Origin of the sequence: uncultured Microbacterium sp. (assembly GCF_945952435.1) — a bacterium.
Taxonomy (GTDB): Bacteria; Actinomycetota; Actinomycetes; order Actinomycetales; family Microbacteriaceae; genus Microbacterium.
On sequence record NZ_CAMFHZ010000024.1, the window covers coordinates 21,864 to 46,061 of the forward strand.

Sequence of the window (24,198 nt, forward strand, 5' to 3'; positions counted from 1 at the left end):
TCGGTCAGACCAGTGCGGCCGTCGAGGGGGAGCCGTCGCCGAGAGCGGCGAGGAAGTGCTCGACATCCAGCGCCGCGACCGTGCCGGATCCCGCGGCCGTCACGGCCTGACGGTAGGTCGGATCGATGACGTCGCCGGCCGCGAAGACGCCCGGCTGCGAGGTGCGCGAGGAGCGCCCGTCCACCCAGATCGTGCCCTCGGGCGTGAGGTCCAGCTTCCCGTGGACGAGATGCGTCCGCGGGTCGTTCCCGATCGCGATGAACAGGCCGTCGACATCGAGGTCGCTCACCGATCCGTCGACGGTGTTGCGGAGGCGCACACCGATCGTGGCATCCTCACCGAGGACCTCCTCGACCGCGCTGTTCCAGATGAACTCGATCTTCTCGTTCGCGAACGCACGCTCCTGCATGATCTTGGAAGCGCGCAGCGTGTCCTTGCGGTGGATGACGTAGACCTTCGACGCGAACTTCGTCAGGAACGTGGCCTCCTCCATCGCGGAGTCGCCGCCACCGACGACGGCGATGGTGCGATCCCGGAAGAAGAACCCGTCGCACGTCGCGCACCAGGACACACCGTGCCCGGAGAGCCGCTCCTCGCCGGGGATCCCCAGCGTGCGGTAGGCGGAGCCTGTGGCGTAGATCACGGACGCGGCTTCGAGAGTGGTGCCGCTGCCCAGCGTGACCTTCTTGATCTCTCCGTCGAGCTCGAGCCCCGTGACGTCGTCGTAGAGCACCTCGGTGCCGAAACGCTCCGCCTGCTCCTGCATCTTGGCCATGAGCTCGGGGCCCTGGATGCCCTCGGGGAAGCCCGGGAAGTTCTCCACCTCGGTGGTCTTCATCAGCTCACCGCCGACCTCCACCGAGCTCGCCACGAGCACGGGGTTCAGGTTCGCTCGAGCCGCGTAGATCGCCGCGGTGAACCCTGCGGGACCGGAGCCGATGATGATGACCTGTCGCATTGCCTCTCCTTGCTTTCGCACGCTTCAACACATGGTAGTCGCGGGACATTCCTCCACGGCTGGGCATGCGCTTGGTCCCCGACGGCGGAGCGTCCCGCGATGCGCAGAGGGCCGGTCTGCGAGGAGGCCCGGCCCGGGCGGTCGCCCCGGTCGGGAGGCCCGGTCAGTGCGGGACATCGGTGATGCGCAGCTCGCCGAAGAGGGCCGTCAGCGTTCCGGCCGAGAGCGATGCGAGCTCGGCCTGCAGGGCGGCGTGCGCCGCGGGCGGGATCCAGAGTGCGAGCGTCGCACAGGCCGCGTAGGAGATGCCGCTCACACTCGCCTCGTGGGTGGACGCCCACTCCCTGAGCGCGTTCTCGACACGACCGGCGTCGGCGTGCGGGATCTCGATCAGGGCCTCGCGAAGCTCGCGGCGGTGCACCGGTGTCGCGGTGTCCAACGCAGCCGACACCGCGGTCGAGTATGCGCGGACGAGGCCGCCGGCACCGAGCTTGACGCCGCCGAAGTAGCGGGTGACCACGGCGACGACGTCCGTCATCGCCCGCCGCCGGAGCACGTCGAGCATCGGCACGCCGGCCGTCCCCGAGGGCTCGCCGTCGTCGGAGGATCGCGCCCGATCCCCGTGAACGCCGAAGATCATCGCGGTGCAGTGATGTCGTGCATCCGCGTGCCTCCGTCGCTGGGCCGCGACGACGCCCTCCGCCTCCTCGTTCGTGCGCGCGGGAGCGACGATCGTGAGGAACCGGGACTTCCGCACGACGAGCTCGGATTCGACCGCTTCCGAGATCGTGTCGGGGTAGGAGGACATGGAGTCGTGCGAGGGTGTCAGCGCGACGGTGCGAAACGCCGCACGAGGGCCGTGAGTGCTCCCAGTTCGGGGGCGCGCAGGAGTGCGAGGATCCCGAGGTAGACGAGCAGGACGACGACGCCGATGAAGGCGCATCCGCCGGCGGCGGCGAACACGGAGGACGTGGTCCAGCCGTCCCCACCGCCCGTCACGAGGAACACACCCCAGCCCGCGGCCGCTGCAGGCACTCCCGCGGCGAGGAACCGAAGGATCGCAAGCATCCACGTCGCCGTGTGAATGCCGCCCAACCGCCGATGAAGAAGCACGGTGGCGACGACGGTCTGCAGGATGCTCGCGAGCGACTGCCCGAGTGCGATGGTCGCCGCGAGTCCCGAGAGAGGAATGATCCCCATGTCGTGCAGCACCTTGGCGACGACGGCCGTGGCGACGATGAGAACGCACTGGAAGATCGTGAAGAAGAACGGTGTGCGGGTGTCTCCGTACGCATAGAACGTGCGCTGCACGATGAACAGCACGGCGAGCGGCAGGAGGGCCACGAGATAGCCGAGGAGGACGAGCGAGGTCGACTGGGCGTCTTCCGCGGTGCGGGTGAAGATGCGCGAGGCGGGGATGGCCGCCGCGACCACGGCGGCGAGAGCGCCCGTGAGGAAGAAGCCGAGGGTGCGGATGCTGCGCGAGATGTCGCCGCGCACATCCTCATCGCGGCCGGCGTGCGCGTGCTCGCTGAGCTGCGTGAAGTACGGGGTCCCGATCGAATTGACGATCACCGAGTAGGGCAGCATGAAGATCAGCCAGGCGTTCATCATGACGGCGACGGATGCCCCGACCCCCGACGCCTCGTAGGCGATGCGGTGCTGGAAGATGCCTGCCGCGAGGCTCGCGATGGCCATCAGCAGGGTCCAGCCCGCCATCCGTCCGACGCTGCCCAGGCCCGCGCCGCGCCAGCGGAAGTCGGGCCGGATCGCCAAGCGCGTGCGGGGCCAGAACACGACCAGCACGAGTGCCTGGACGGCGATCCCCAGGGTCGCGATCCCGCCGAGGAGAGCGATCCTGTCCGGCGTCCAGTCGGAAGGCTCCTGGAGCGTGCCGTGGAAGAGCACCTGCAGGATCAGGAATCCCGCGATGGAGATGATGTTGTTCGCGACGGGCGCCCAGGTGAAGGGGCCGAAGATGCGCCGTGCGTTCAAGGTCTCGCCGATGAGCGCGTAGAGCCCGTAGAAGAAGATCTGCGGGAGGCACCAGTAGGAGAAGGCCGTGGCCAGGGCCAGCTGCTCGGGGCCGCGCGGTGCGCTCCCGTCGACGGTGAGCGACACGAGCACGGGAGCGAGGAGCATCGCCACGCCGGTCGCCGCCAGCAGCACGACGACCCCGAGGGTGAAGATCTTCGAGAGGAACCGTGAGCCGCCGTCCTCGAACGAGGACGCCTTGACGATCTGCGGAACGAGGACGGCGGTGAGGATGCCCACCGAGATGAGGGAGAACACGTCGTTCGGCAGCTGATTCGCGACGCCGAAGGCGTCGGCCGCTTCCGAGGCATTGGCACCGACGACTCCGACGAGCACGATCGTCCGCAGCAGTCCGGTGACGCGCGAGACCATGGTTCCCGCGGCGAGAAGAGCGCTCGCCCGGCCGAGCCCGCTCACAGGCTCTCCTCGTTCGCGCGCTGCGGATCGGCTGCCTTCTGCGGCGAGGAATCCTCCGACGCCGTCTCCGCCGGGCCGTCCTCTGCGCTCTCCGCGGCGCCCCCGCTCTCGGACGGGCGATCCCCGGCATTGTCCATGCCGTTCGAGGCATGCGTCGCGGATCGACGGCGCCGCACGGTGCGGAACACGCCCGCGGCGATGAGGAGAACCGCCAGCGAGCCGAAGACGATCAGACCGATGGTCTCCCATTGCGCGCGGATCGTGAGGTGCGCGCTCTGCCCGGCTCCGATGGCCACGCCGGTGGAACTGGTCAACGTGAGCCCGAGGTCGACCTCGGCGTCGGAGACGTGCGCCTCGACGGGGAGCTTGACGCGGGTCGTGCTGGACGGCCCCGCCTCGACCTCCTTCTGCGCCGGGACCTCGATGCGGGGATCGCTCGAAGTGACGTGCAGGCGCACGCGCACCGGGTACGGCAGGTCGTTCCGCACCCACACCGGCACGTCGACCTTCGCGCTGATCAGGATGGGATTCGAGGGCTGGATCCCGACGGCGTCCATGGTCTTGCGCGTCGCGTCACGATGCGCCAGGAGCGCCGCCGCGAAGTCCTCCGCCGTCGTGTGCACCCCCACGCCGAGCAGGCGGAGGATCGAGATGCGTTCGCGGATCGTGAGGTCCTCCGGTCGGTCCAGAATCGTGGCGAACGCGGCGAGGCGCCCCGCATCCTCGTCGAGCGTCGTCACCGCCGCGCCGCGATCCGCGGCCGAGGCGGTCGTGACGGTCAGCGCGGACGCGGGGGCGGTGAGCGCCCGGATCAGCCGGCCGTCCTGACTGCCGGCGAAGGTCGAGACCGCATCCGACAGGCCTGCTGCGGAGCGCACGTCCGCCCGCGCGAGTCCTGCGATCACGATCGAGCCGGGGTCCGCGAACCACAGCTGCGCGTTCGCTTCCGCCAGATCCGCCCCCCGACGGGTGGCATCGTCCTCGACCGCAGCGCTGCTGAGCGCGGCGGAGACGGCCGTGTCGGTCACGAGCACCGGGGCGTCCCCGACCGTTCCATGCGCGGGCACGGGAGCATCCTTCGCTCCCGCCGTGAACGACGTGGAGGGAAGCAGGGTCGCCGCGATCGGCTCACCGGTGGATCGGTATCCGGTCATCGTGCCGACCTCGGCGGTCGAGACCTCGCCGCGAGGCCACAGGATGTCGGTGCGTGCCCCGGCGACCGCGGCCGGATCCTTCGCAGCGACGTCGGATGGCGCGGAGGTGGCGGTCGGCGTGGGTGTGGGCGTCGAGGAACCCTTTCCGGAGGGATCCGTGAAGGGGAGGTAGGAGTCGACGGTGAGCGGCGCGGTGAGGCCGGCGGCCGCCTGGGCGGCGACGTCGGCGTCACCGAACTGCAGCAGGAAGCGTTCGTTGGGGAGCGCCTCGAGACGGCTCAGCCACGCCGTCGCCGTCGCGGGGGCGTTGGCGCCCAGGACCCGGATCGCCGCGGCGATCGACGGATCGATCGCGAGCACCGCGGACGTCCCGGTCACACCCTCGAGCTGGGCGGTGAGCGCCCCCTCCGGCGCGGTCAACGTGCTCAACTCGGCCGCGCTGAGGAGGGATCCCGCCGGAGTCGCGGTGAGCGGCACGATCGAGAGGACCGAGGGTGCCGCCCCGCGACCCACGACGAGCACGCTCGACGAGGTGGCCGTGGACGTGTGCGGCGTGCTCTCGTTCGTGGCGGCCTCGAACCGTGCCCGGATCGGGTAGACGCCCGGCGCCAGCGCGCCGACGTCGCCGGCCGGGACCACGACGGAGGTCTTGGAGGCGTCGCCGGCGCCGAGCACCCCGGTCCGCGCCTCCCCGATCTCGGTGAGCGCCGGCGCGACGCCGGTCCCGTGCAGCCATGCGCTGACGGCGGTGCGATCTGCCAAGGGCGTCCGTCCGAGCGCGATTCCCACGGTTCCCGCGGACAGGCCCGTCGCCGCATCGTTGCGGATCGTGAGCGACGCGGACAGGGGGGAGCCCGCGGAATAGGTGCCGTGCGCATCCGGAAGCAGCGAGACCTGCACCCCGGCGTGCGTCGGCGTCGGCGTCGGCGACGGGGTCGGCGTCTCGGCGGCCTGCGTCGCAGCGACCGCGGGGGAGAAGGGGGCCAGGGGAAGCAGGATGCCCAGCGCGACGGCGAGGGCCGCGGAGAGGCGTCGGAGGCGACCGCGCGTCGCCGACGGCGAACGGGGCGCGGTCGCGACGCGAGAGGAGGAGGTGGGTGCTGTCATGGGTTCCCGTCCGCGCGCCCCCCGTGCGGGGGTGAGGCGGACCCTGCGATTCTAGGCGGCGCCGCCGTCCGCTCCCTGGAGGCGGGCGGGACGGATCCGCCGCGTAGAGTGACGCCGTGGTCCGTCACCTCACGCCCCAGCCCGATCCGCTGCTCTGCGCTTCGCTCGCCGCCGACCTCGACGCCGCGGACTTCCGCTCCGAACCGCTGCGCGCCGCCTGGGGGGAGGAGGCCGACGACGCCCTCGCCCGGGGCATCCGGACCGCGCTGCTGCGGGCGGTCGAGGGGCGCACGGATCCGCTCGTGACCCTGGGGCGGCTCTTCGTGCTCGGCATGCCTCAGCCGGAGCCGGAGGTGGCGGCGGCGCTCGAGCGTACGGGCGTCGCGGGCCTGGAACGGCTCGGGCTCGGGTACGTCGAGGACGGCGTCGTCGTTCCCGCTGCGCTGATCCGTCCGCAGTCCTTCGTGGACGCCGACGGCATCGGGGAGTGGTGGATCGCGAGCGACCTCGACGAGCTCGCGCTCGGATCCGCTCTGCCGCCCGATCACGTGCTCGGCGTGGGCGGAGCTTCGCGCACCCTGGCGGCGCTGGTCATGCCGGTGGAGGTCGATCGTGCGCTGGATCTGGGCACGGGCTGCGGGATCCAGGCGCTGCTCGTCGCCCGGCATGCCGGATCCGTCGTCGCGACGGACGTCTCTGCGCGCGCTCTCGCCTACGCGGAGCTCAATGCCCGGCTCGCCGGCGCGACGAACATCGAGTTCCGGCGGGGCAGCATGTTCGAGCCGGTCGCCGGCGAGAGCTTCGGGCTCATCGTCTCGAACCCGCCGTTCGTCATCACCCCGCGGGGCGCGGATGTGCCGGCGTACGAGTACCGCGACGGCGGCCTCGTCGGGGACGCGCTCGTGGAGGCGTTCGTGCGCGAGGCCCCGCCGCACCTGACCCCGGGAGGATCCGCCCAGCTGCTCGGCAACTGGGAGTCGATCGGATCCGCGCGCGGCATGACCCGGCTGGAGTCGTGGATCGACCCGGCGCTGGACGCGTGGGTCGTGCAGCGGGAGACCCTCTCGCCCCTGAGCTACGCAGAGCTCTGGATCCGCGATGGGGGGACCACTCCGCGCGACGCCGACTTCGAACCGCTGCTCGAGGCCTGGCTCGACGACTTCGCCGCACGCGACGTGACCGAGATCGGCTTCGGATACGTGCTGCTGCGCCGTCCGCTCGCGGACGACGTGCCACCGTTGCGACGCTTCGAGACGCTCGCGCAGCCCGTGACCAGTGCGGGCCGCGCGTTCCTCGACGGCCTGGCCGGGCAGGACGCGCTGGCCGAGGGCATGCCCGCGCGCCTCACGGTCGCGCCCGACGTGACGGAGGCCCGGCACCACCTCCCGGGTCAGGAGGCGCCGAGCGTGATCGAGCTGCGTCAGGGCGGCGGGTTCGGGAGGACGCTCTCGGTGGATCCTGCGCTCGCCGGTTTCGTGGGAGCATGCGACGGCGAGCTCACGGTCGCACAGATCGCGGGAGCCCTCGCCGACCTCTTCGACGTGCCGCTCGACGAGCTCTGGGCGGATCTGGAGCCGCGGATCCGGACGCTGATCCTCGATGGATTCCTGCGACCTCCGGGGAGGGAATGAACGCTCAGGTATATGCGTTCGAATAGATCATGAAGGCTTTCGGATTCCTCTCCTTCGGGCACTACGCGAACGTGCCCGGATCCGTCACCCGCACCGCCGGCGAGATGCTGAAGCAGACGATCGAGATCGCGCAGGGCGCCGATGAGATCGGCGTGAACGGCGCGTCCGTCCGCGTGCACCACTTCGCGCGTCAGGCGGCCTCACCCATGCCGCTGCTGGCGGCGATGGCGCAGGCGACGAAGCGCATCGAGGTCGGCACCGGCGTGATCGACATGCGCTACGAGAACCCGCTGTACTTCGCCGAGGAGGCCGCGGCCCTCGACTACATCGCCGACGGCCGCATCGCCCTCGGGGTGAGTCGCGGCTCGCCCGAGACCGCCCTCCGCGGATACGAGTCCTTCGGTTACCGGGACGACGAGGACGTCGAGCGCGGCAGCGTGCTCGCCCGGGAGAAGTTCGACCTCTTCCTGGAGGCCATCGACGGCGCCGGGGTCGCACAGGGCGACCCGCGCATGGTCGGCGAGGGCCACTACCTCGCGATCGAGCCGAGGTCGGCGACCCTGCGCGACCACATCTGGTGGGGATCCGGATCCCGCGCGACCGCGGAGGAGACCGGACGCAAGGGGCTCAACATGATGAGCTCGACGCTCGTCACCGAGGCGACGGGGCAGCCGTTCCACGAGCTGCAGCGCGAGCAGATCGACCTGTTCCGCGCCGCCTACAAGGAGGCCGGTCACACCGGCACGCCCCGCGTCTCGGTGAGCCGCAGCGTGTTCCCGCTGGTGTCGGACATGGACCGCGCCTACTTCGGCCTCCGCAGCGAGGAGAGCGACGACCAGATCGGCGTGATCGACGGCCTGCGATCCACCTTCGGCAAGACCTATGCCGCGGAGCCCGATGTGCTGATCGCCCAGCTGAAGCAGGACGAGGCGGTCATGGCGGCCGACACCCTGCTGCTCACGATCCCCAACCAGCTCGGCCCCGAGTACAACCTGCACGTGCTGCAGGCGTTCGCGGAGCACGTGGCGCCGGCACTGGGCTGGAAGCCGAACACCGAGGGACCGGTGCAGGGCTACCCCGCCTGAGACGGGCCACGGGCCACCGCCAGGTCCGGCGGGCATCGCGGAGGGCTCGGCTGGGGTCGACCGTGTCCCCGGTACCCTGGAATCCATGCTCAACATGGCCGACGCCCTCTCTCGTCTGGGCGCCCTCGCCGCGAATCCGGTCGTGGGCACGCTCGCCCGGGCCTTCTCCGACGCCGGGTTCGACCTCGCTGTCGTGGGCGGACCGGTGCGCGACGCGCTGCTCGGTCGCGCCACGCACGACCTCGACTTCACCACCAACGCCCGTCCGGACGACATCCTCCGCATCGTCACGCCGATCTCGACCGTGCAGTGGGACATCGGGCGGGAGTTCGGCACGATCGGCGCGAAGGTCCCCTCCCCGGACGGCCCGGCGGAGCAGGTCGAGATCACGACCTATCGCGCCGACGCCTACGACGGCGTGACCCGCAAGCCGGTCGTCGAGTTCGGGGACGACATCGAGGGCGACCTCGTGCGCCGCGACTTCACCGTGAACGCGATGGCGCTCCTCGTGCCGCAGCAGCGGCTGGTGGATCCGACCGGGGGCGTCGAGGATCTCATCGCCGGGATCCTGCGCACGCCGACCGCTCCCGAGGTGAGCTTCGGGGACGATCCGCTGCGCATGCTCCGCGCCGCCCGGTTCAGCGCCCAGCTCGGCTTCGCGATCGAGGAGAACACCCTCGCCGCGATCTCCACGCTGCGCGAGACGCTGCGGATCGTGAGCCCCGAACGGATCCAGTCCGAGCTCGTGCGGCTGCTGCAGTCCGACGACCCGGTGCGGGGCATCCGGGTGCTCGTCGACACCGGTCTCGTGGAGGAGTTCCTCCCCGAGGTCAGCGCCTTGCGGCTCGAGGTCGACGAGCACCACCACCACAAGGACGTCTACGAGCATTCGCTCACCGCGCTGGAGCAGGCGATCGCGCTCGAACGGGCCCGCCACCCCGGTGAACCCGCCGACGCCGTCCTGCGGCTCGCCGTGCTGCTGCACGACATCGGGAAGCCGCGCACCCGCAAGCTGGAGGACGGAGGGGCAGTGACCTTCCACCACCACGACGTCGTCGGCTCCCGCATGGCCCGCAAGCGGATGCAGGCGCTGCGCTTCGACAAGGAGTCAACCGACGCGGTCGCGACCCTCGTCGAGCTGCATCTGCGCTTCTTCGGATACTCGGAAGGCGCGTGGACCGACTCCGCGGTGCGCCGCTACGTGCGCGACGCGGGCGATCAGCTCGAACGACTGCACATCCTCACCCGTGCCGACGTGACGACGCGCAACCGCCGCAAGGCGCAGCGCCTCGCCGCCGCCTACGACGACATCGAGGAGCGGATCGCCGCTCTGCGCGCGCAGGAGCAGCTCGACGCGATCCGCCCCGAGCTCGACGGCAACGACGTCCAGCGGATCCTCGGCATCGCCCCGGGCCGCGAGGTCGGCGAGGCGTACCGCTTCCTCCTCGACCTGCGCCTCGACGAGGGCGTGATCGGCCCCGAGGCCGCCGAACAGCGCCTGCGCGCGTGGTGGGCCGCCCGCGGCTGACCTCGGCGAGTCGCGATCCCGTCATCGCGTTCGGCACGACTCCGACCCGCGCCCGCACCAGCGGCCGTACACTGGACGCACTCCGTCACCGCCGATCGGAGGCCCATGACCGGACCCACGACGCCCTCCGCGTGGCACTCCCGCGAGAACCCGACTCCGCGGCTGCTCGTCGAGCGCGCACACGAAGAGCTCGTGGCGGGCAACGTGCACGACGAGCGTCTGCACCAGGTCCGTGCACTGGTCCGCGAGTCCTGGGAGCGCTCCTGGCGGCAGCGGGTCGTCGCGGAAGGCCTCCCGCCGATCGACTTCACGACGGAGGCGCTCGACGCGTATCGGCTCTCGCACCCGCTCGCGGGCGCGATGGACACGATCCGTGCACTGCTGCTGCCGGGATCCGCGGAGGACTCCGGCGTCGTCGTGGCGGTCGGGGATCATGCGGGCCGCCTGCTCTGGGTCGAAGGGGATCTGAACCAGCGCGTGCTGTCGGGGGAGATGGGCTTCATCGCGGGCGCGAACTGGTCAGAGAGGGCCATCGGCACCTCGGCCCCCGGCACCGCTCTGGAACTGGGCGCGTCGGTTCAGATCCACGGCGCGGAGCACTACAACAGGCTCGTGCAGCCCTGGTCGTGCACGGCGACGCCCGTCTTCGACCCCGAGGACCGGCGGATCCTGGGGGTGATCGACGTCACCGGGGGAGCGGAGGCGGCCACCCCGCAGGCGCGGATGCTCGTCGATGCGACCGCGCGGGCCGTCGAGGCGGAACTGCTCGTGGCCCGGTTGCGTGCGCGGGCGCAGCCGGGACCCGTCGCTCCGGCACCCTCGCGTCGTCCCGCACCGGAACGCGCGACCCTGCGCGTGCTCGGACGCGATCGCGCACGGCTGGAGGTGTTCGGCGCGGAGAGCGAACGATCGATCGAGCTCAGCGCCCGTCATGCCGAGATCCTGCTGCTGCTCGCCGTGCATCGGCAGGGTGTGAGCGCACAGCGCCTCGCGGATCTCGTGTACGGAGAGGGGGCGAGCCCCGACACCCTGCGTCCGGAGATGGTGCGCTTGCGTCGACAGCTCGAACGGGTCTGGCCCGCGCTGGTGCCCGAGTCGCGACCGTACCGACTTCCCGTGCCGCTCGAGACCGACGCACAGGACGTGCTCTCGCTGCTCGACCGCGGCGCGCACCGGGTTGCGCTGACCGCCTATCGAGGCCCCGTGCTGCCGGACTCGACGGCGCCCGGCGTGGAGGAGTACCGCGAGTCCGTGCGCTCCACCCTGCGCGAGACGATGCGCACCGAGGCCGGCGTCGACCTGCTGCTCAGCTATGCGGAGATCCCCGAAGGCGCCGACGACGCCGAGATCCTGCGTCTGTGCCTGGAGCTGCTTCCCGCGCGCTCGCCGAAGCGAGCGGGCCTGGTCAGTCGGATCGAACGCCTCGAGCAGGCCTGACGCCGCGTTCGGCGGCCCGCACGCTCCGTCTCTTTGCGTCAAACCGTGGAATTCGGGCCCCGAGACCCACGGTTTGACGCAAAGAGACGGGAGAGGCGAGGGCTTGACGGGTGAGGCGAGGGCGCGCAACCCGATGCAACGTGACGCACGCGGGTGCAACGTGGCCGGACATATGGTCGACCCACATCCACCCACGCGGCATCGCAGCCGCGGTACGTCGAAGGAGACGTGATGACCATCATCGAGGAGAGCGTGTCGACCGCCTACGCGGCACCGGGGCAGCCCGGGGCGCTCGCGAACTACCGTCCGCGCTACGGTCACTACATCGGCGGGGAGTTCGTCGATCCGATCAAGGGCCAGTACTTCGAGAACGTGAGTCCGGTCACCGGCAAGCCGTTCACCGAGGTCGCCCGCGGCACCAGCGAGGACATCGACCGCGCCGTCGACGTCGCGTGGAAGGCGTTCGAGAGCTGGGGCAAGACCAGCCCCACCGAGCGCGCGAACGTCCTGAACAGGATCGCGGATCGCATCGAGCAGAATCTCGAGGCGATCGCGGTCGCCGAGACGTGGGAGAACGGCAAGCCCGTCCGCGAGACGCTCGCCGCCGACATCCCGCTCGCGGTCGACCACTTCCGCTACTTCGCCGGCGTCCTGCGCGCCCAGGAGGGCGGGATCAGCCAGCTCGACGAGAACACCGTGGCGTACCACTTCCACGAGCCGCTGGGCGTCGTGGGTCAGATCATCCCCTGGAACTTCCCGATCCTCATGGCCACCTGGAAGCTCGCCCCGGCGCTCGCCGCGGGCAACTGCGTCGTCATCAAGCCCGCCGAGCAGACGCCCGCGTCGATCCTGTTCCTCTTCGACATCATCGGCGACCTGCTCCCCGCCGGGGTCGTGAACATCGTCAACGGGTTCGGCATCGAGGCCGGCGCCCCGCTGGCCCAGCACCGGCGGATCCGCAAGGTCGCGTTCACGGGCGAGACCACCACGGGGCGCCTCATCATGCAGTACGCCTCGCAGAACCTCATCCCGGTCACGCTCGAGCTCGGGGGCAAAAGCCCCAACGTCTTCTTCGAGGACGTCGCTTCGAAGGACGATGCGTTCTACGACAAGGCGCTCGAAGGCTTCACGATGTTCGCGCTGAACCAGGGCGAGGTCTGCACCTGCCCGTCCCGCGCGCTCCTCCAGCGCTCGATCTACGACGGCTTCCTCGCCGACGGGCTGGAGCGCGTGAGCAAGGTGGTGCAGGGCAATCCGCTCGATCCGAACACGATGATCGGCGCGCAGGCGTCGAACGACCAGCTCGAGAAGATCCTCAGCTACATCGACATCGGGAAGCAGGGCGGTGCGAGGCTGCTCGCGGGCGGGGAGAGGGTCGACCTCGGCGGCGACCTCAGCGACGGCTACTACGTCGCTCCGACCGTCTTCGAGGGCACCAACGACATGCGGATCTTCCAGGAGGAGATCTTCGGACCGGTGCTGTCCGTGACGAGCTTCTCCGACTTCGACGACGCGATCTCGATCGCCAACGACACGCTCTACGGACTCGGCGCCGGTGTGTGGAGCCGCAACATCGACACCGCCTACCGTGCCGGACGGGCGATCGAGGCCGGCCGCGTCTGGACCAACACGTACCACCAGTACCCGGCGCACGCCGCGTTCGGCGGTTACAAGCAGTCGGGCGTGGGGCGGGAGAACCACAGGATGATGCTCGACCACTACCAGCAGACCAAGAACCTCCTCGTCTCGTACGCGGAGGGTCCGATGGGCTTCTTCTGAGCCGCGGGTCGAGGCGAGCTCATGTCGGATTCCCTGCGCGTCGCCGTCTCTCCGGAGGCGGCGACGCTGCTGCGCACTCTCACCGCCCAGCACGGGCCGCTCATGTTCCATCAGTCGGGCGGGTGCTGCGACGGGTCCGCACCCATGTGCTATCCCGTCGGCATGTTCCTCGTCGGATCCGGGGACGTGCTCCTGGGCGGCCTCGACATCGGTCTGGACGATCCTGTGGCCGTCTACATGTCGGCGTCGCAGTTCGAGTACTGGAAATACACGCACCTCACCATCGATGTGGTCGACGGGCGCGGGGCCGGATTCAGCGTCGAGGCACCCACGGGGCGGCGGTTCCTGACCCGCTCCCGCATGCTCGATGCGGAGGAGCTGGCCGGCCTCGGGCTGCGGGCGTCGTCGAGCGCTGACACGGAGGACCACACGTCCTGAGATCACGTCTCGGCGTCGGATCTCTCGCGATCCGGAAAGCCATGCATACAATCGGGTGTCCGTGCGCCGTGAAAACCTGCGGCGACGGGCACTCACGGCCGCGAGGTTCAGCGGTCATGGAACCGATACAGAGGTGTATATGTCTTTCCACAGCACTCGAGGCCGACTCGGCCTCGCCATCGGCGCGATCGGCGTCTCCGCCCTCGTGCTCGCGGGCTGCGCGACGAGCAGCACGGACACCAGCTCCGGCAAGGGCGGATCCACCGGGAGCACGATCAACGTCGGCACCACCGACAAGGTCACGTTCCTGGACCCCGCCGGTTCGTACGACAACGGCTCGTTCGCCGTGATGAACCAGATCTACCCGTTCCTCATGAACAGCAAGTACGGCACGGCCGAGGTCACGCCCGACATCGCGACCTCCGCGGAGTTCACCTCGCCGACCGAGTACACGGTCAAGCTCAAGAAGGGCCTGAAGTTCGCCAACGGCGACCCGCTCACCTCTGCCTCGGTCAAGTTCTCCTTCGACCGCATGCTCAAGATCAACGACCCCAACGGCCCCGCCTCCCTGCTCGGCAACCTCGCCAGCACCGAGGCGAAGGACGAGACGACGGTCGTCTTCACGCTGAAGAACGGCAACGACCAGATCTGGCCGCTCATCCTCTCCAGCCCTGCGGCGCCCATCGTCGACGAGAAGGTGTTCTCGGCCGACAAGGTCACCGACGACGACACGATCGTCAAGGGCAAGGCGTTCGCGGGTCAGTACGAGATCGCCAGCTACAAGAAGAACCAGCTCATCTCCTACAAGCCGTACGACGGCTACCAGGGCGAGCTCGGCAAGCCCAAGAACGCGCAGGTCGACGTGAAGTACTACGCCGACGCCTCCAACCTCAAGCTCGCGATCGGCAACGGCGACATCGACGTGGCCTTCCGCAGCCTCTCCGCCACCGACGTCGACGACCTCTCCAAGAACAAGAAGGTCAAGCTCGTCGAGGGTCCCGGCGGCGAGATCCGCTACATCGTCTTCAACTTCAACACGATGCCCTACGGCGCGACGACCCCCGAGGCCGACCCGGCCAAGGCGCAGGCCGTCCGTCAGGCGGCTGCCGACCTCGTGGACCGTTCCGCGCTCGCCAAGGACGTCTACAAGGACACGTACAGCCCGCTGTACTCGTTCGTCGCGGACGGCCTCTCCGGCGCCACGACGCCGCTGAAGTCGATGTACGGCGATGGCAGCGGCGGCCCCTCGCTCGACAAGGTGAAGGAAGTCCTCTCCGCGGCAGGCGTGACCACCCCCGTCGCGCTGAACCTGCAGTACAACGGCGACCACTACGGCCCGTCGTCGGGTGACGAGTACGCGGCGATCAAGGCCCAGCTCGAGAAGGGCGGCCTGTTCACGGTCAACCTGCAGCAGACGGAGTGGACCCAGTACTCGAAGGACCGCACCGCCGACGTCTACCCGGCCTACCAGCTCGGCTGGTTCCCGGACTACTCCGACGCCGACAACTACCTGTCGCCGTTCTTCCTGACGAAGAACTTCCTCGGCAACCACTACGACAACCAGGCCGTCAACGACCTGATCGTCAAGTCGCAGACCGAGACCGACAAGGACAAGCGCATGGCCGATCTCGCGCAGGTGCAGGACATGGTCGCGAAGGACCTCTCCACCCTGCCGCTGCTCCAGGGCAAGCAGGTCGCGGTCGTCGGATCCGGCGTCGACGGCACCACGCTCGACGCGTCGTTCAAGTTCCGCTACGCGCCGCTGAGCAAGTAAGAACACCACCACGACGGGGCATCGCCGCACGCGCGACGATGCCCCGTCGCCCTGTCCTGACCCGGGCGCAGTGCCGCGCCCCCGTATTGACGAAGGTTCCCTTCATGGCTGTTGACGTCCTCGCCGCGGATCCCGTGGCGACGCGCCCGAAATCCTCCGGAGGAGGACTCTGGCGCTACATCCTGATCCGCCTCGTGTTGATCATCCCGACCGTGTTCATCCTGGTCACCCTGGTCTTCTTCCTGATGCGGGTCACCGGTGACCCCATCACCGCAGCCCTCGGCGGCCGCCTGCCCGCAGAGCAGCTCGCTCAGCGGGTTCACGAGGCCGGGTACGACCGACCCGTGCTCATCCAGTACTTCGACTATCTGGGTGCGATCCTGCACGGCGACTTCGGCAAGACCATCACCGACGGCACGCCCGTGCTGCAGGTCCTGCTCACCTACGGGTCCGCGACGCTGGAGCTCGCGATCTACGCCCTCATCGTCGCCTTCGCCGTCTCGATCCCTCTGGGCCTCATCGCCGCGCACCGCCGCGACAAGTGGCAGGACGCGACGCTGCGGATCATGGCGATCCTCGCCTACGCGACACCGATCTTCTTCGTCGGCCTGCTGCTGAAGCTCGTGTTCTCCGTCTGGCTGGGCTGGCTGCCGGTCTCCGGACGGGCGAGCACGCAGACCGAGCTGCTCATGAGCGGGGTGAGCACGCCCACGGGGATCTACCTGCTCGACGCGATCCGCCTCGGCAACGGTCCGGCGATCGCCGACGTGCTGTGGCACGCCGTGCTCCCGGCCCTCGCCCTCGGTCTGCTCACCGCGGGCGTGTTCCTGCGCCTGATCCGCACGAACGTGATCGGGACGCTCGCGCAGCAGTACGTCACCTCGGGCCGCTCGCGCGGCGTGAGCGAGTACCGGCTGCTCACCAAGCACGCGTTCCGGCCCGCGCTGATCCCGATCATCACTGTCATGGGCCTGCAGATCGCGATGCTGCTGGCGGGAGCCGTGCTCACCGAGACGACCTTCGAATGGAAGGGCATCGGCTTCATGCTCGCCGAATACTTGAAGGCGCGGGACTTCGTGGCCGTGCAGGGCATCGTCGTCATGATCGCCGTGATCGTCGCCCTGACCAACTTCATCGTCGACATCGTCGCGGCCATGATCGACCCGCGAGTGAGGTACTGAGATGACTGCGGACACTCCCGACGGCCCCGTGATCGACCGCGATCTGCCGACGCCGCGTACCGAAGCGCTCGCCGCGCAGACCCCGCGCAAGAAGCGCTGGACCGAGCGGCTGCCCGTGATCTCGCAGCTGCGCCAGAGCGTCGGTCTGCAGCGCGGCATGCTGGTCACCGGCCTCATCATCACCGGGCTCTTCGTGCTCGTCGCGCTCTTCGCCCCGCTGCTCGCGCCGTACTCCTGGGCGCAGCAGACGGGCCCCGACGGGCAGAAGTTCGGCACCCAGATGCCGCCGAACGCGACGAACCTGCTCGGCACCACCGTCAGCGGATTCGACGTGCTCTCCCGGGTGATCTGGGGATCCCAGACCGCGTTGCTCGTGATCCTGGCGGCGATCGCCTGCTCGATCTTCGTCGGCATCGCGCTGGGCCTGCTCTCGGGCTACTTCGGCGGCTGGCTCGACCGGATCATCGTCGTGATCGCCGATGCGATCTACGCGTTCCCGTCGCTGCTGCTCGCGATCGTGCTGACGATCGTCATCGGGCACGGGCAGTCGGGTCTGTTCAACGGCGTCATGGCGACCGCCCTGTCGATCACGGTCGTCTTCGTGCCGCAGTACTTCCGCGTCATCCGCGCCGAGGTCGTGCGGGTGAGGGCGGAACCGTTCGTCGAGTCGGCCAAGGTCATCGGCGTGCCCACGGGGCGCATCCTGATCCGCCATGTGCTGCGCAACTCCACCCGTTCGCTACCGGTCGTGGTCACCCTGAACGCCTCGGAGGCGCTGCTGACCCTCGCCGGCCTCGGCTTCCTCGGCTTCGGCATCGAGGCGACCTCGGCGGCCGAGTGGGGCTACGACCTGAACCGGTCCGTGGCCGACGTCACCAGTGGCATCTGGTGGACCTCGGTCTTCCCCGGCCTCGCGATCGTGCTCGTGGTGCTCGGCATCACGCTCGTCGGCGAGAGCCTCAACGACCTGAGCGATCCGCGACTGCGCACCCGCCGTCGCGCGGGAGGTGCGGCATGACCGACACGATCAACACGGCCCCCGCGGTCGCCGACATCCGCGACCTGAGGGTGCGGTTCGCGACCGACGGCGAGCCGGTCGACGCCGTCAAGGGCATCGACATCTCGGCCCACGCGGGCGAGGTCCTCGCGATCGTCGGCGAGTCGGGATCCGGCAAGACCGTCACCGCGAACGCGCTGCTGGGCCTGCTGCCGGAGACGGCGACGATGTCGGGCGCCGTCATCGTGCGAGGCCGGGAGGGCGGCGAGACCGACGTGGTGCATGCCTCGCACGCGAAGCTGCGGGCCATGCGCGGACGGGATGCCGCGATGGTGTTCCAGGAGCCGTCCACGGCGCTCAACCCCGTCTACACGGTGGGATGGCAGATCGCCGAGGGTCTTCGTGCGCACGCGTCCCGCAAGCTCTCCAAGAAGGAGGCGCGCGCCCAGGCGGTCGAGATCCTGCGCAAGGTGGGGATCCCGGATCCGGACACCCGCGTCGACGACTATCCGCACCAGTTCTCGGGCGGCCAGAAGCAGCGCATCGTCATCGCGATGGCGCTCGTGCTGAACGCGGGGCTCATCATCGCCGACGAGCCGACCACGGCGCTCGACGTGACCGTGCAGGCGGAGATCCTCGAACTCCTCCGGGCCTGCCGCGACGAGTTCGGCGCGACGATCGTGCTCATCACGCACAACATGGGCGTCGTCGCGGACCTCGCCGACCGGGTCGTGGTGATGCTGCGCGGCGACATCGTGGAGCAGGCGCCCGTGCGCGAGCTGTTCGCGAACCCCCGCGAGCCGTACACCCGGGAGCTGCTGGCCGCCGTGCCGCACGTCGGCCAGGGCAAGTCGGCGTCCCGTCCGGAGTCGTCGAGCGAGGACGCGGGGGCTGCGGCCCCGGAGGGCAGCCTCATCGTGGCCCGCGCGTGCGAGATCGGCTACCCGGGCCGGTTCGGCCGGGGCGGTGTCGTCGCGGTCAAGGGCGTCGACTTCCACGTCGGGCCGGGCGAGGTCGTCGGCCTGGTGGGAGAGTCGGGATCGGGCAAGACGACGATCGGGCGGGCCGTCGTCGGCCTGACGACGGTCGTCGGCGGATCCCTCCGCGTGCTCGGCCAGGAGATGAACGGCGTCTCGCAGCGCCGGCTCGCGCCGCTGCGACCGGACGTGGGCTTCGTCTTCCAGGATCCGGCGACCAGCTTCAACCCGCTGCTCACGATCGCCGAGTGCATCGCCGAGCCGCTCGTCGTGCACGGGCGGGCCAAGAATGTCGCCGCGGCGCGCGCGCGGGTGGACGAGCTGCTCGACGCGGTGCGACTGCCGACGAGCTTCGGCGATCGCTATCCGCACGAGCTCTCCGGGGGGCAGCGTCAGCGGGCCTCGCTCGCCCGCGCGCTCGCCCTGGATCCGAAACTGCTCATCGCGGACGAGCCCACGAGCGCTCTGGACGTCTCTGTGCAGGCGAAGGTGCTCGACCTGTTCGTGCAGCTGCAGGCCGAGCTGGGCTTCGCGTCGTTGTTCATCAGCCACGATCTGGCCGTGATCGACGCGGTCAGCGACCGGATCATCGTGCTGCAGCGCGGCACGATCCGGGAGCAGGGAACGACCGCGCAGGTGCTCAACGACCCTCAGGATCCGTACACGCGTGAGCTGCTGGCCGCGCTCCCCGTGCCGGATCCGGTCGAGCAGGCCGAGCGGCGCGCGCTCTGGCAGGCGGTCCGTCGGGGCTGAGGCGTTCGATCGCCCCGCACGATACGCACGCGACGCGACGTTCGGCGCACGAGATCACCGGATCCGTGTGCCGAACGTCGCCTCGTGTGCGTGTTCGTCGTCTCGGGGGTCCCTCCGCGACGGGGCGGCTCAGCGGCCGAACAGGACGGGGAACACGAACCAGAAGAACCCGACTCCCACGACCACGAGCACGCCGATCCACGGGAAGCTGCGTCGCAGACGACGTCCCGGGGCCGCCACGCCCGGAGGCGGCGACCAGGGCTGACCGGCGGCGGGCGGCGTCGGCGCCGAGAACCCGACCGCGAACGCGGCGGGCGGGGCGGGGACCGCTGCCCCCTCCTGATGACCCGGGGCGCCGGCTCCGGCGGCGGAGGTCAGCCGCTCGTCCCGCCAACGGGCCCACTGCGCGAGCTTGTCGAGCACCGCTCCCACGGTGCCGAAGACCTCGGCCCAGACGGACGGATCGAGGGTCGACACCTTCTGTCGCGTGTAGAGCAGGAGCCAGTCGTCGATGATCTCGGCGTCGAACGTCGCGGCATGATCCATGAACCGGGCCATGATGTCGGGCGTGAAGAGGTAGAGCGCATCGCGCTCGTATCCCTCCGGGCAGTACAGGGAGAACGCCCGGTCGAAGTCGCCCTCGAGGGAGAGACGCTGATGGCGGTCGTAGCGGGCGGGCAGGTTCGAGCCGAGGAAGCTGTCGTTCTCCCGCGCGTCGAGCACGATGTTCGGCAACGGCACGTCGAGGCGGATCGCGATGTAGCCCCACTCGTGCGTCTGCGAGTTCTTCCCCGATCCGGTCGTGTAGCGGTAGTTCGCGAACTCGACGAAACGGGGAACGCTTCCGCGGACGAGGTCGGTCGAGGCGCGGGAGTGGCCGAGGTCGAAGATCATCCCCGGGAGCGACGGGTTCGCGAGCTCGGGCAGGTAGGACAGGCCGTTGGCCCGGGCGAAGGCGTCCAGCCGGAACCGGTGGATCCGCTGCGCGCGCAGTCCGGCCCACACGACTCCGGCGACCGCGGCGAGCAGCAGCACGATCAGCAGCGGAGTGACGACCAGGCTCGCGCCTCCGATGGTCTGCGCGAGCGCCGCGCCGAACACGGAACCGCCGATGACGACGAACGCCCCGGCGACGCCGGCGACGAAGAGCATCGTGAACGGACGGCCGCCGGCCGTGCCGTCGGCGCGCGCTCTCGACAGGTAGGCGTTCAGGGCGCCCCGATCGACCGGCATCGTGAGCGGAGACGCGTCGAACCGCGCTGATCCGAGGGGCGGGTTCGGTGCGGTCACGCTCCCACGCTAACGCCGAACAGGGCGAAAGCCAGGGCGAGGCCGTGCCGGTCGTCCTGCTCCCACCGCATCCGCTCAGTCCATCGTGGCGACGATCGTGAACGTGCAGGGGACGAGGTCGCGCTCCGCCTCGGGCCACGCGTAGTCGCCGTCGACCTCGACCATGCGCGGGCTGAAGCGCCACGGGAGGGTGCGTCCCTCGTCGAGCAGACGGATCCGCAGTCCCGCGCCGATCAGGGCGTTGACGATCGCGGACAGCGGATGCGGCCATTCGTACGTCCGGGAGTGGGCGACCGTGCCGTCGCCGGCGTAGGTGCTGTCGTCGTCCCACGCCTGCGCCTCGCCGGTGTCGAAGTACCGGTATCGCAGCACGAGCTCGTCCCGGGTCTCGTCCAGGGCGTACAGCACGGGGTGTCCGTCGCGGATGTAGAAGACGCCGCCGGGCCGCAGCAGAGCGACGACCTGAGCCGCCCAGCGGTCCAGGTCGTCCAGCCAGCAGATCGCCCCGATGCTGGTGTAGACCACGTCGAACGTGCGGTCGATCCCCGCGGCCGCGTCGAGCACATCGGTCTGCACCCAGTCCGCGTCGAGGAGGAGACGGCTCGCGAGCGCGGCCGCGGCCTCGAGGGCCGGTGCCGAGAAGTCCACGCCGGTGACCCGCGCGCCCAGCCGCGCGAACGAGAGCGTGTCGGTGCCGATGTGGCACTGGAGGTGGCAGAGCTCGATCCCCTCGAACCCGTCCGCAAGGAAGGGTTCGAGCGCCGCGGCGTCGGCGCGCACCACGTCGGAGAGGTGCTCCGCGTCGTCGAAGGCCTCCAGCCCGTACGCGTCGACGTGCAGCGCGACGCGGTCGTCCCAGTTCTCGCGGTTGGCGGCGCGGGCGGTATCCCCGTCGATCCGCACCGTCCTCGTCACGGGCTTGCTCATGCCGCCACGCTACCGGCGTCCGGATCCGATTCGCCGCTCCCAGCCGGATCCGCTAAGCTGTGCAGGTTGCCTGGGCACTCCTGTGTCCCGGCACGTGCAACACACCCTCCTGCTCCCGGGAAAGTCCCGAGAGCCGTTCTAGTCCGAAGGAGGTGGGTAAGTGACGCACCAGTACGAGCTCATGGTCATTCTGACCCCCGAGCTGGACGAGCGCCAGGTTGCCCCCAACCTCGACAAGTTCCTGAAGGTCATCACCAACGATGGTGGCTCGATCGACAAGGTCGACATCTGGGGCAAGCGCCGTTTCGCCTACGAGATCAACAAGAAGTCCGAGGGCATCTACGCCGTCGTGAACTTCACCGCGACGAGCGACGCGACCAACGAACTCGACCGCCAGCTGAACCTCAGCGAGCTCGTGTTCCGCACCAAGGTGCTGCGTGCCGAGGAAGCGATCGCCCAGGTCGCCGCCGAGGCCAAGCGCGCCGAGGAGAAGGCCGCTCGCAAGCCCAAGGTCGCGAAGGCCTAAGGATCATGGCCGGCGAGACCGTCATCACCGTGGTGGGAAACCTCACCGCCGACCCCGAGCTGCGGTACACGCAGAACGGGCTGCCGGTGGCGAACTTCACCATCGCCTCGACGCCGCGCACCTTCGACCGCCAGGCGAACGAGTGGAAGGACGGCGAAGCGCTGTTCCTCCGCGCGTCCGTGTGGCGCGAGTTCGCCGAGCACGTGGCGGGATCCCTGACGAAGGGCATGCGCGTCATCGCGCAGGGCCGTCTGCGTCAGCGCTCCTACCAGGATCGCGAGGGCCAGAACCGCACGGCGATCGAGCTGGAGGTCGACGAGATCGGCCCCTCGCTCCGCTACGCGACCGCGCAGGTCACCCGTGCCGCCTCGAACGGCGGCGGCGGGTTCTCCGGCGGCGGGCAGCAGGGTGGCGGACGTCCGCAGCAGCAGGTCTCGGAAGAACCGTGGTCGACCCCCGGTTCCTCGAGCGCCGACGCGTGGAGCACTCCCGGCAGCTTCGGCGACGACACGCCGTTCTGACGCGGCCCGGATCACCCGGAGCAGCACCAAGATTCCGGATCCTGACGGATCCGACAACCATTTCTCGTAAGGAAGACTCATGGCTGGAAAGTCGAGCGGCGACCGCCGCAAGCCGCGGAAGGGCGCGAAGAACGCCGCTCCCGCGAAGTCCATCCGCGTGGGTGTCATCGACTACAAGGACGTCGCGACCCTCCGCAAGTTCATCTCGGAGCGCGGCAAGATCCGCGCCCGTCGCATCACCGGTGTGTCCGTGCAGGAGCAGCGTCTGATCGCCAAGGCGATCAAGAACGCGCGCGAGATGGCTCTCCTGCCCTACGCCGGCGCCGGCCGTTAAGGAGCACCGACATGGCAAAGCTGATTCTCACGAATGAGGTCGCCGGGCTCGGTAGCGCCGGTGACGTGGTCGAGGTCAAGAACGGGTACGCCCGCAACTACCTCGTCCCGCAGGGTTTCGCCGTCGCGTGGACGCGCGGTGGCGAGAAGCAGGTCGAGCAGATCCAGGCCGCCCGTCGGGCGCGTGCGATCCACGACCTCGACGACGCGGTGGCGCTGAAGAACGCCATCGAGGCCGCCAAGGTCCGTCTCGCCGTCAAGGCGGGCGCCGAGGGTCGCCTGTTCGGCTCGGTCAAGACCGCCGATGTCGCCGCCGCCGTCGAGGCCGCGGGCATCGGCGCGATCGACAAGCGCAAGGTGCACATCACCTCGCCGATCAAGTCGGTCGGCGACCACGAGGCCACGGTTCGTCTGCACGACGACGTGACCGCGGTGATCACGCTGCAGGTCGTCGCCGCCAAGTAAGCCGCGACACGCCTTCAGGGGCCGTCTCCTCTCGGAGACGGCCCCTTTTGCGTGCGGGGTCGGGAACGGGCCGCTGGGGACGATGCCCGTCACCGGGGGCCGCACGCGGGGGAAGGGGGCCGCCGCTGGGGACGGCGGCCCCGTGTGACCGGCGTCAGCTCACACGACGCCGGCGGATCAGTGCGCCCGCGCCGCCCGCGAGGAGCAGCAGCGCGAACAGGACCAGCGGGAGCATTCCCTCGCCACCCGTGCTGGCCAGCATGGCCGGCGTCGAGGCGGCGGCGGTCATGGCCGCGGCGTGGTGCGTCACGGAGACCACGGGAACGGTTCCCGGGTTGCTGCCTCCGGGGTTGTTCCCCCCGGGGTTGTTCCCTCCAGGGTTGTTCCCACCGGGGTTGTTGCCTCCGGGGTTGTTTCCCCCAGGGTTGTTCCCACCGGGGTTGGTGACCGTCCCGTCACCGAGGACGCCGATCCCGTTGCCGCCGATCGTGATGGGGGCGGTGATCGGAAGGGCGATCTGGGATCCTCCGAGGATCGATCCCAGCCCGGAGGTGATGGCGCCGAGCCCGGAACCGGCCGGGGTTCCGGTCGAGCCGGTGCCGGTCGAACCGGTGCCGGTGCCGGTGCCGTTGGTGACCATGCCGTCGCCGGCGACGCCGATCGCGTTGCCGAGCACGGAGACCGGGGCGGTCACGGGTGCGACGACCTGGGTGCCTCCCAGCACGCCGTCGTCACCGCCCGTGGTCGGGCCGGTGGGCGCGGATCCGCCCGTGGCGGGCGGGTTGCTGCCGGTCGAGCCGGTGCCGTTGGTGCCGGTGCCGTTGGTGACCGTGCCGTCGCCGGCGACGCCGATCGCGTTGCCGAGCACGGAGACCGGGGCGGTCAC

The 24,198-nt window shown here is 70.0% G+C and carries 21 protein-coding genes; 14 read left to right on the top strand and 7 right to left on the bottom strand.

Annotation, left to right across the window (positions count from 1 at the left end):
- Positions 1–4: 4 nt before the first annotated feature.
- The 4 genes from trxB to Q0P88_RS12455 form a co-directional block, all read right to left on the bottom strand.
- Entirely contained in the window at positions 5–958 is a 954-nt protein-coding gene (trxB, locus tag Q0P88_RS12440; RefSeq protein WP_295014608.1) for a thioredoxin-disulfide reductase, read from the bottom strand.
- A gap of 163 nt (positions 959–1,121) precedes the next feature.
- Positions 1,122–1,766 carry a YigZ family protein gene (locus Q0P88_RS12445; RefSeq protein ID WP_295014610.1) on the bottom strand — a complete coding sequence of 215 codons (645 nt, stop codon included), beginning with the start codon at positions 1,764–1,766 and terminating at the stop codon, positions 1,122–1,124.
- 17 nt (positions 1,767–1,783) lie between these two features.
- Complete coding sequence (gene murJ / locus Q0P88_RS12450) at positions 1,784–3,409, bottom strand: murein biosynthesis integral membrane protein MurJ (RefSeq protein ID WP_295014611.1); 1,626 nt, start codon at positions 3,407–3,409, stop codon at positions 1,784–1,786.
- Positions 3,406–5,670, bottom strand: coding sequence for a DUF6049 family protein (locus tag Q0P88_RS12455; RefSeq protein WP_295014613.1), 2,265 nt, complete (start codon positions 5,668–5,670; stop codon positions 3,406–3,408). Before Q0P88_RS12455 ends, murJ begins: the two co-directional genes overlap by 4 nt.
- A 116-nt stretch (positions 5,671–5,786) precedes the next feature.
- Here Q0P88_RS12455 and Q0P88_RS12460 point away from each other — a divergent pair, with 116 nt between their 5' ends.
- The 10 genes from Q0P88_RS12460 (at position 5,787) to Q0P88_RS12505 (ending at position 19,250) form a co-directional block, all read left to right on the top strand.
- A complete protein-coding gene (locus Q0P88_RS12460; protein WP_295014615.1) occupies positions 5,787–7,301 on the top strand; it encodes a methyltransferase in 1,515 nt (504 codons plus the stop codon).
- Positions 7,302–7,330: 29 nt separating this feature from the next.
- On the top strand, positions 7,331–8,386 hold the full coding sequence (locus Q0P88_RS12465; protein ID WP_295014617.1) for an LLM class flavin-dependent oxidoreductase: 1,056 nt from the start codon (positions 7,331–7,333) through the stop codon (positions 8,384–8,386).
- Between the two features lie 85 nt (positions 8,387–8,471).
- Entirely contained in the window at positions 8,472–9,914 is a 1,443-nt protein-coding gene (locus Q0P88_RS12470) for a CCA tRNA nucleotidyltransferase (protein ID WP_295014619.1), read from the top strand.
- A gap of 105 nt (positions 9,915–10,019) precedes the next feature.
- Positions 10,020–11,351: a GAF domain-containing protein gene (locus Q0P88_RS12475; protein WP_295014621.1), complete on the top strand. Its 1,332-nt coding sequence runs from the start codon at positions 10,020–10,022 to the stop codon at positions 11,349–11,351.
- Between the two features lie 231 nt (positions 11,352–11,582).
- On the top strand, positions 11,583–13,130 hold the full coding sequence (locus tag Q0P88_RS12480) for an aldehyde dehydrogenase family protein (protein WP_295014623.1): 1,548 nt from the start codon (positions 11,583–11,585) through the stop codon (positions 13,128–13,130).
- A gap of 21 nt (positions 13,131–13,151) precedes the next feature.
- Positions 13,152–13,568, top strand: coding sequence for a DUF779 domain-containing protein (locus tag Q0P88_RS12485; RefSeq protein ID WP_295014625.1), 417 nt, complete (start codon positions 13,152–13,154; stop codon positions 13,566–13,568).
- A 139-nt stretch (positions 13,569–13,707) separates the two neighbouring features.
- Positions 13,708–15,342 (top strand): ABC transporter substrate-binding protein, encoded by a 1,635-nt coding sequence (locus Q0P88_RS12490; protein WP_295014627.1) that lies wholly within the window; start codon positions 13,708–13,710, stop codon positions 15,340–15,342.
- Between the two features lie 104 nt (positions 15,343–15,446).
- Positions 15,447–16,523, top strand: coding sequence for an ABC transporter permease (locus Q0P88_RS12495; RefSeq protein WP_295014629.1), 1,077 nt, complete (start codon positions 15,447–15,449; stop codon positions 16,521–16,523).
- Position 16,524: 1 nt separating this feature from the next.
- Positions 16,525–17,541 (top strand): ABC transporter permease, encoded by a 1,017-nt coding sequence (locus Q0P88_RS12500; RefSeq protein ID WP_295014631.1) that lies wholly within the window; start codon positions 16,525–16,527, stop codon positions 17,539–17,541.
- Positions 17,538–19,250 carry an ABC transporter ATP-binding protein gene (locus Q0P88_RS12505; RefSeq protein WP_295014633.1) on the top strand — a complete coding sequence of 571 codons (1,713 nt, stop codon included), beginning with the start codon at positions 17,538–17,540 and terminating at the stop codon, positions 19,248–19,250. Before Q0P88_RS12500 ends, Q0P88_RS12505 begins: the two co-directional genes overlap by 4 nt.
- 129 nt (positions 19,251–19,379) lie before the next feature.
- On the opposite strand, the gene Q0P88_RS12510 is transcribed toward Q0P88_RS12505, so the two are convergent.
- Positions 19,380–20,540, bottom strand: coding sequence for a hypothetical protein (locus tag Q0P88_RS12510; RefSeq protein WP_295014635.1), 1,161 nt, complete (start codon positions 20,538–20,540; stop codon positions 19,380–19,382).
- A 75-nt stretch (positions 20,541–20,615) separates the two neighbouring features.
- Positions 20,616–21,467: a bifunctional 2-polyprenyl-6-hydroxyphenol methylase/3-demethylubiquinol 3-O-methyltransferase UbiG gene (locus Q0P88_RS12515; RefSeq protein ID WP_295014637.1), complete on the bottom strand. Its 852-nt coding sequence runs from the start codon at positions 21,465–21,467 to the stop codon at positions 20,616–20,618.
- 160 nt (positions 21,468–21,627) lie between these two features.
- Here Q0P88_RS12515 and rpsF point away from each other — a divergent pair, with 160 nt between their 5' ends.
- From rpsF to rplI, 4 genes are all read left to right on the top strand, one after another.
- Positions 21,628–21,993, top strand: a complete 366-nt coding sequence (gene rpsF, locus Q0P88_RS12520) for a 30S ribosomal protein S6 (RefSeq protein ID WP_295014639.1) — start codon at positions 21,628–21,630, stop codon at positions 21,991–21,993.
- 5 nt (positions 21,994–21,998) lie between these two features.
- Complete coding sequence (locus tag Q0P88_RS12525; RefSeq protein WP_295014641.1) at positions 21,999–22,514, top strand: single-stranded DNA-binding protein; 516 nt, start codon at positions 21,999–22,001, stop codon at positions 22,512–22,514.
- A 79-nt stretch (positions 22,515–22,593) separates the two neighbouring features.
- A complete protein-coding gene (rpsR, locus tag Q0P88_RS12530; RefSeq protein WP_040168021.1) occupies positions 22,594–22,848 on the top strand; it encodes a 30S ribosomal protein S18 in 255 nt (84 codons plus the stop codon).
- A gap of 11 nt (positions 22,849–22,859) precedes the next feature.
- A complete protein-coding gene (gene rplI, locus Q0P88_RS12535) occupies positions 22,860–23,312 on the top strand; it encodes a 50S ribosomal protein L9 (RefSeq protein ID WP_251443739.1) in 453 nt (150 codons plus the stop codon).
- A gap of 154 nt (positions 23,313–23,466) precedes the next feature.
- On the opposite strand, the gene Q0P88_RS12540 is transcribed toward rplI, so the two are convergent.
- Positions 23,467–24,198: LPXTG cell wall anchor domain-containing protein (locus Q0P88_RS12540; protein WP_295014645.1), on the bottom strand; the 732-nt coding region annotated here is incomplete at its 5' end.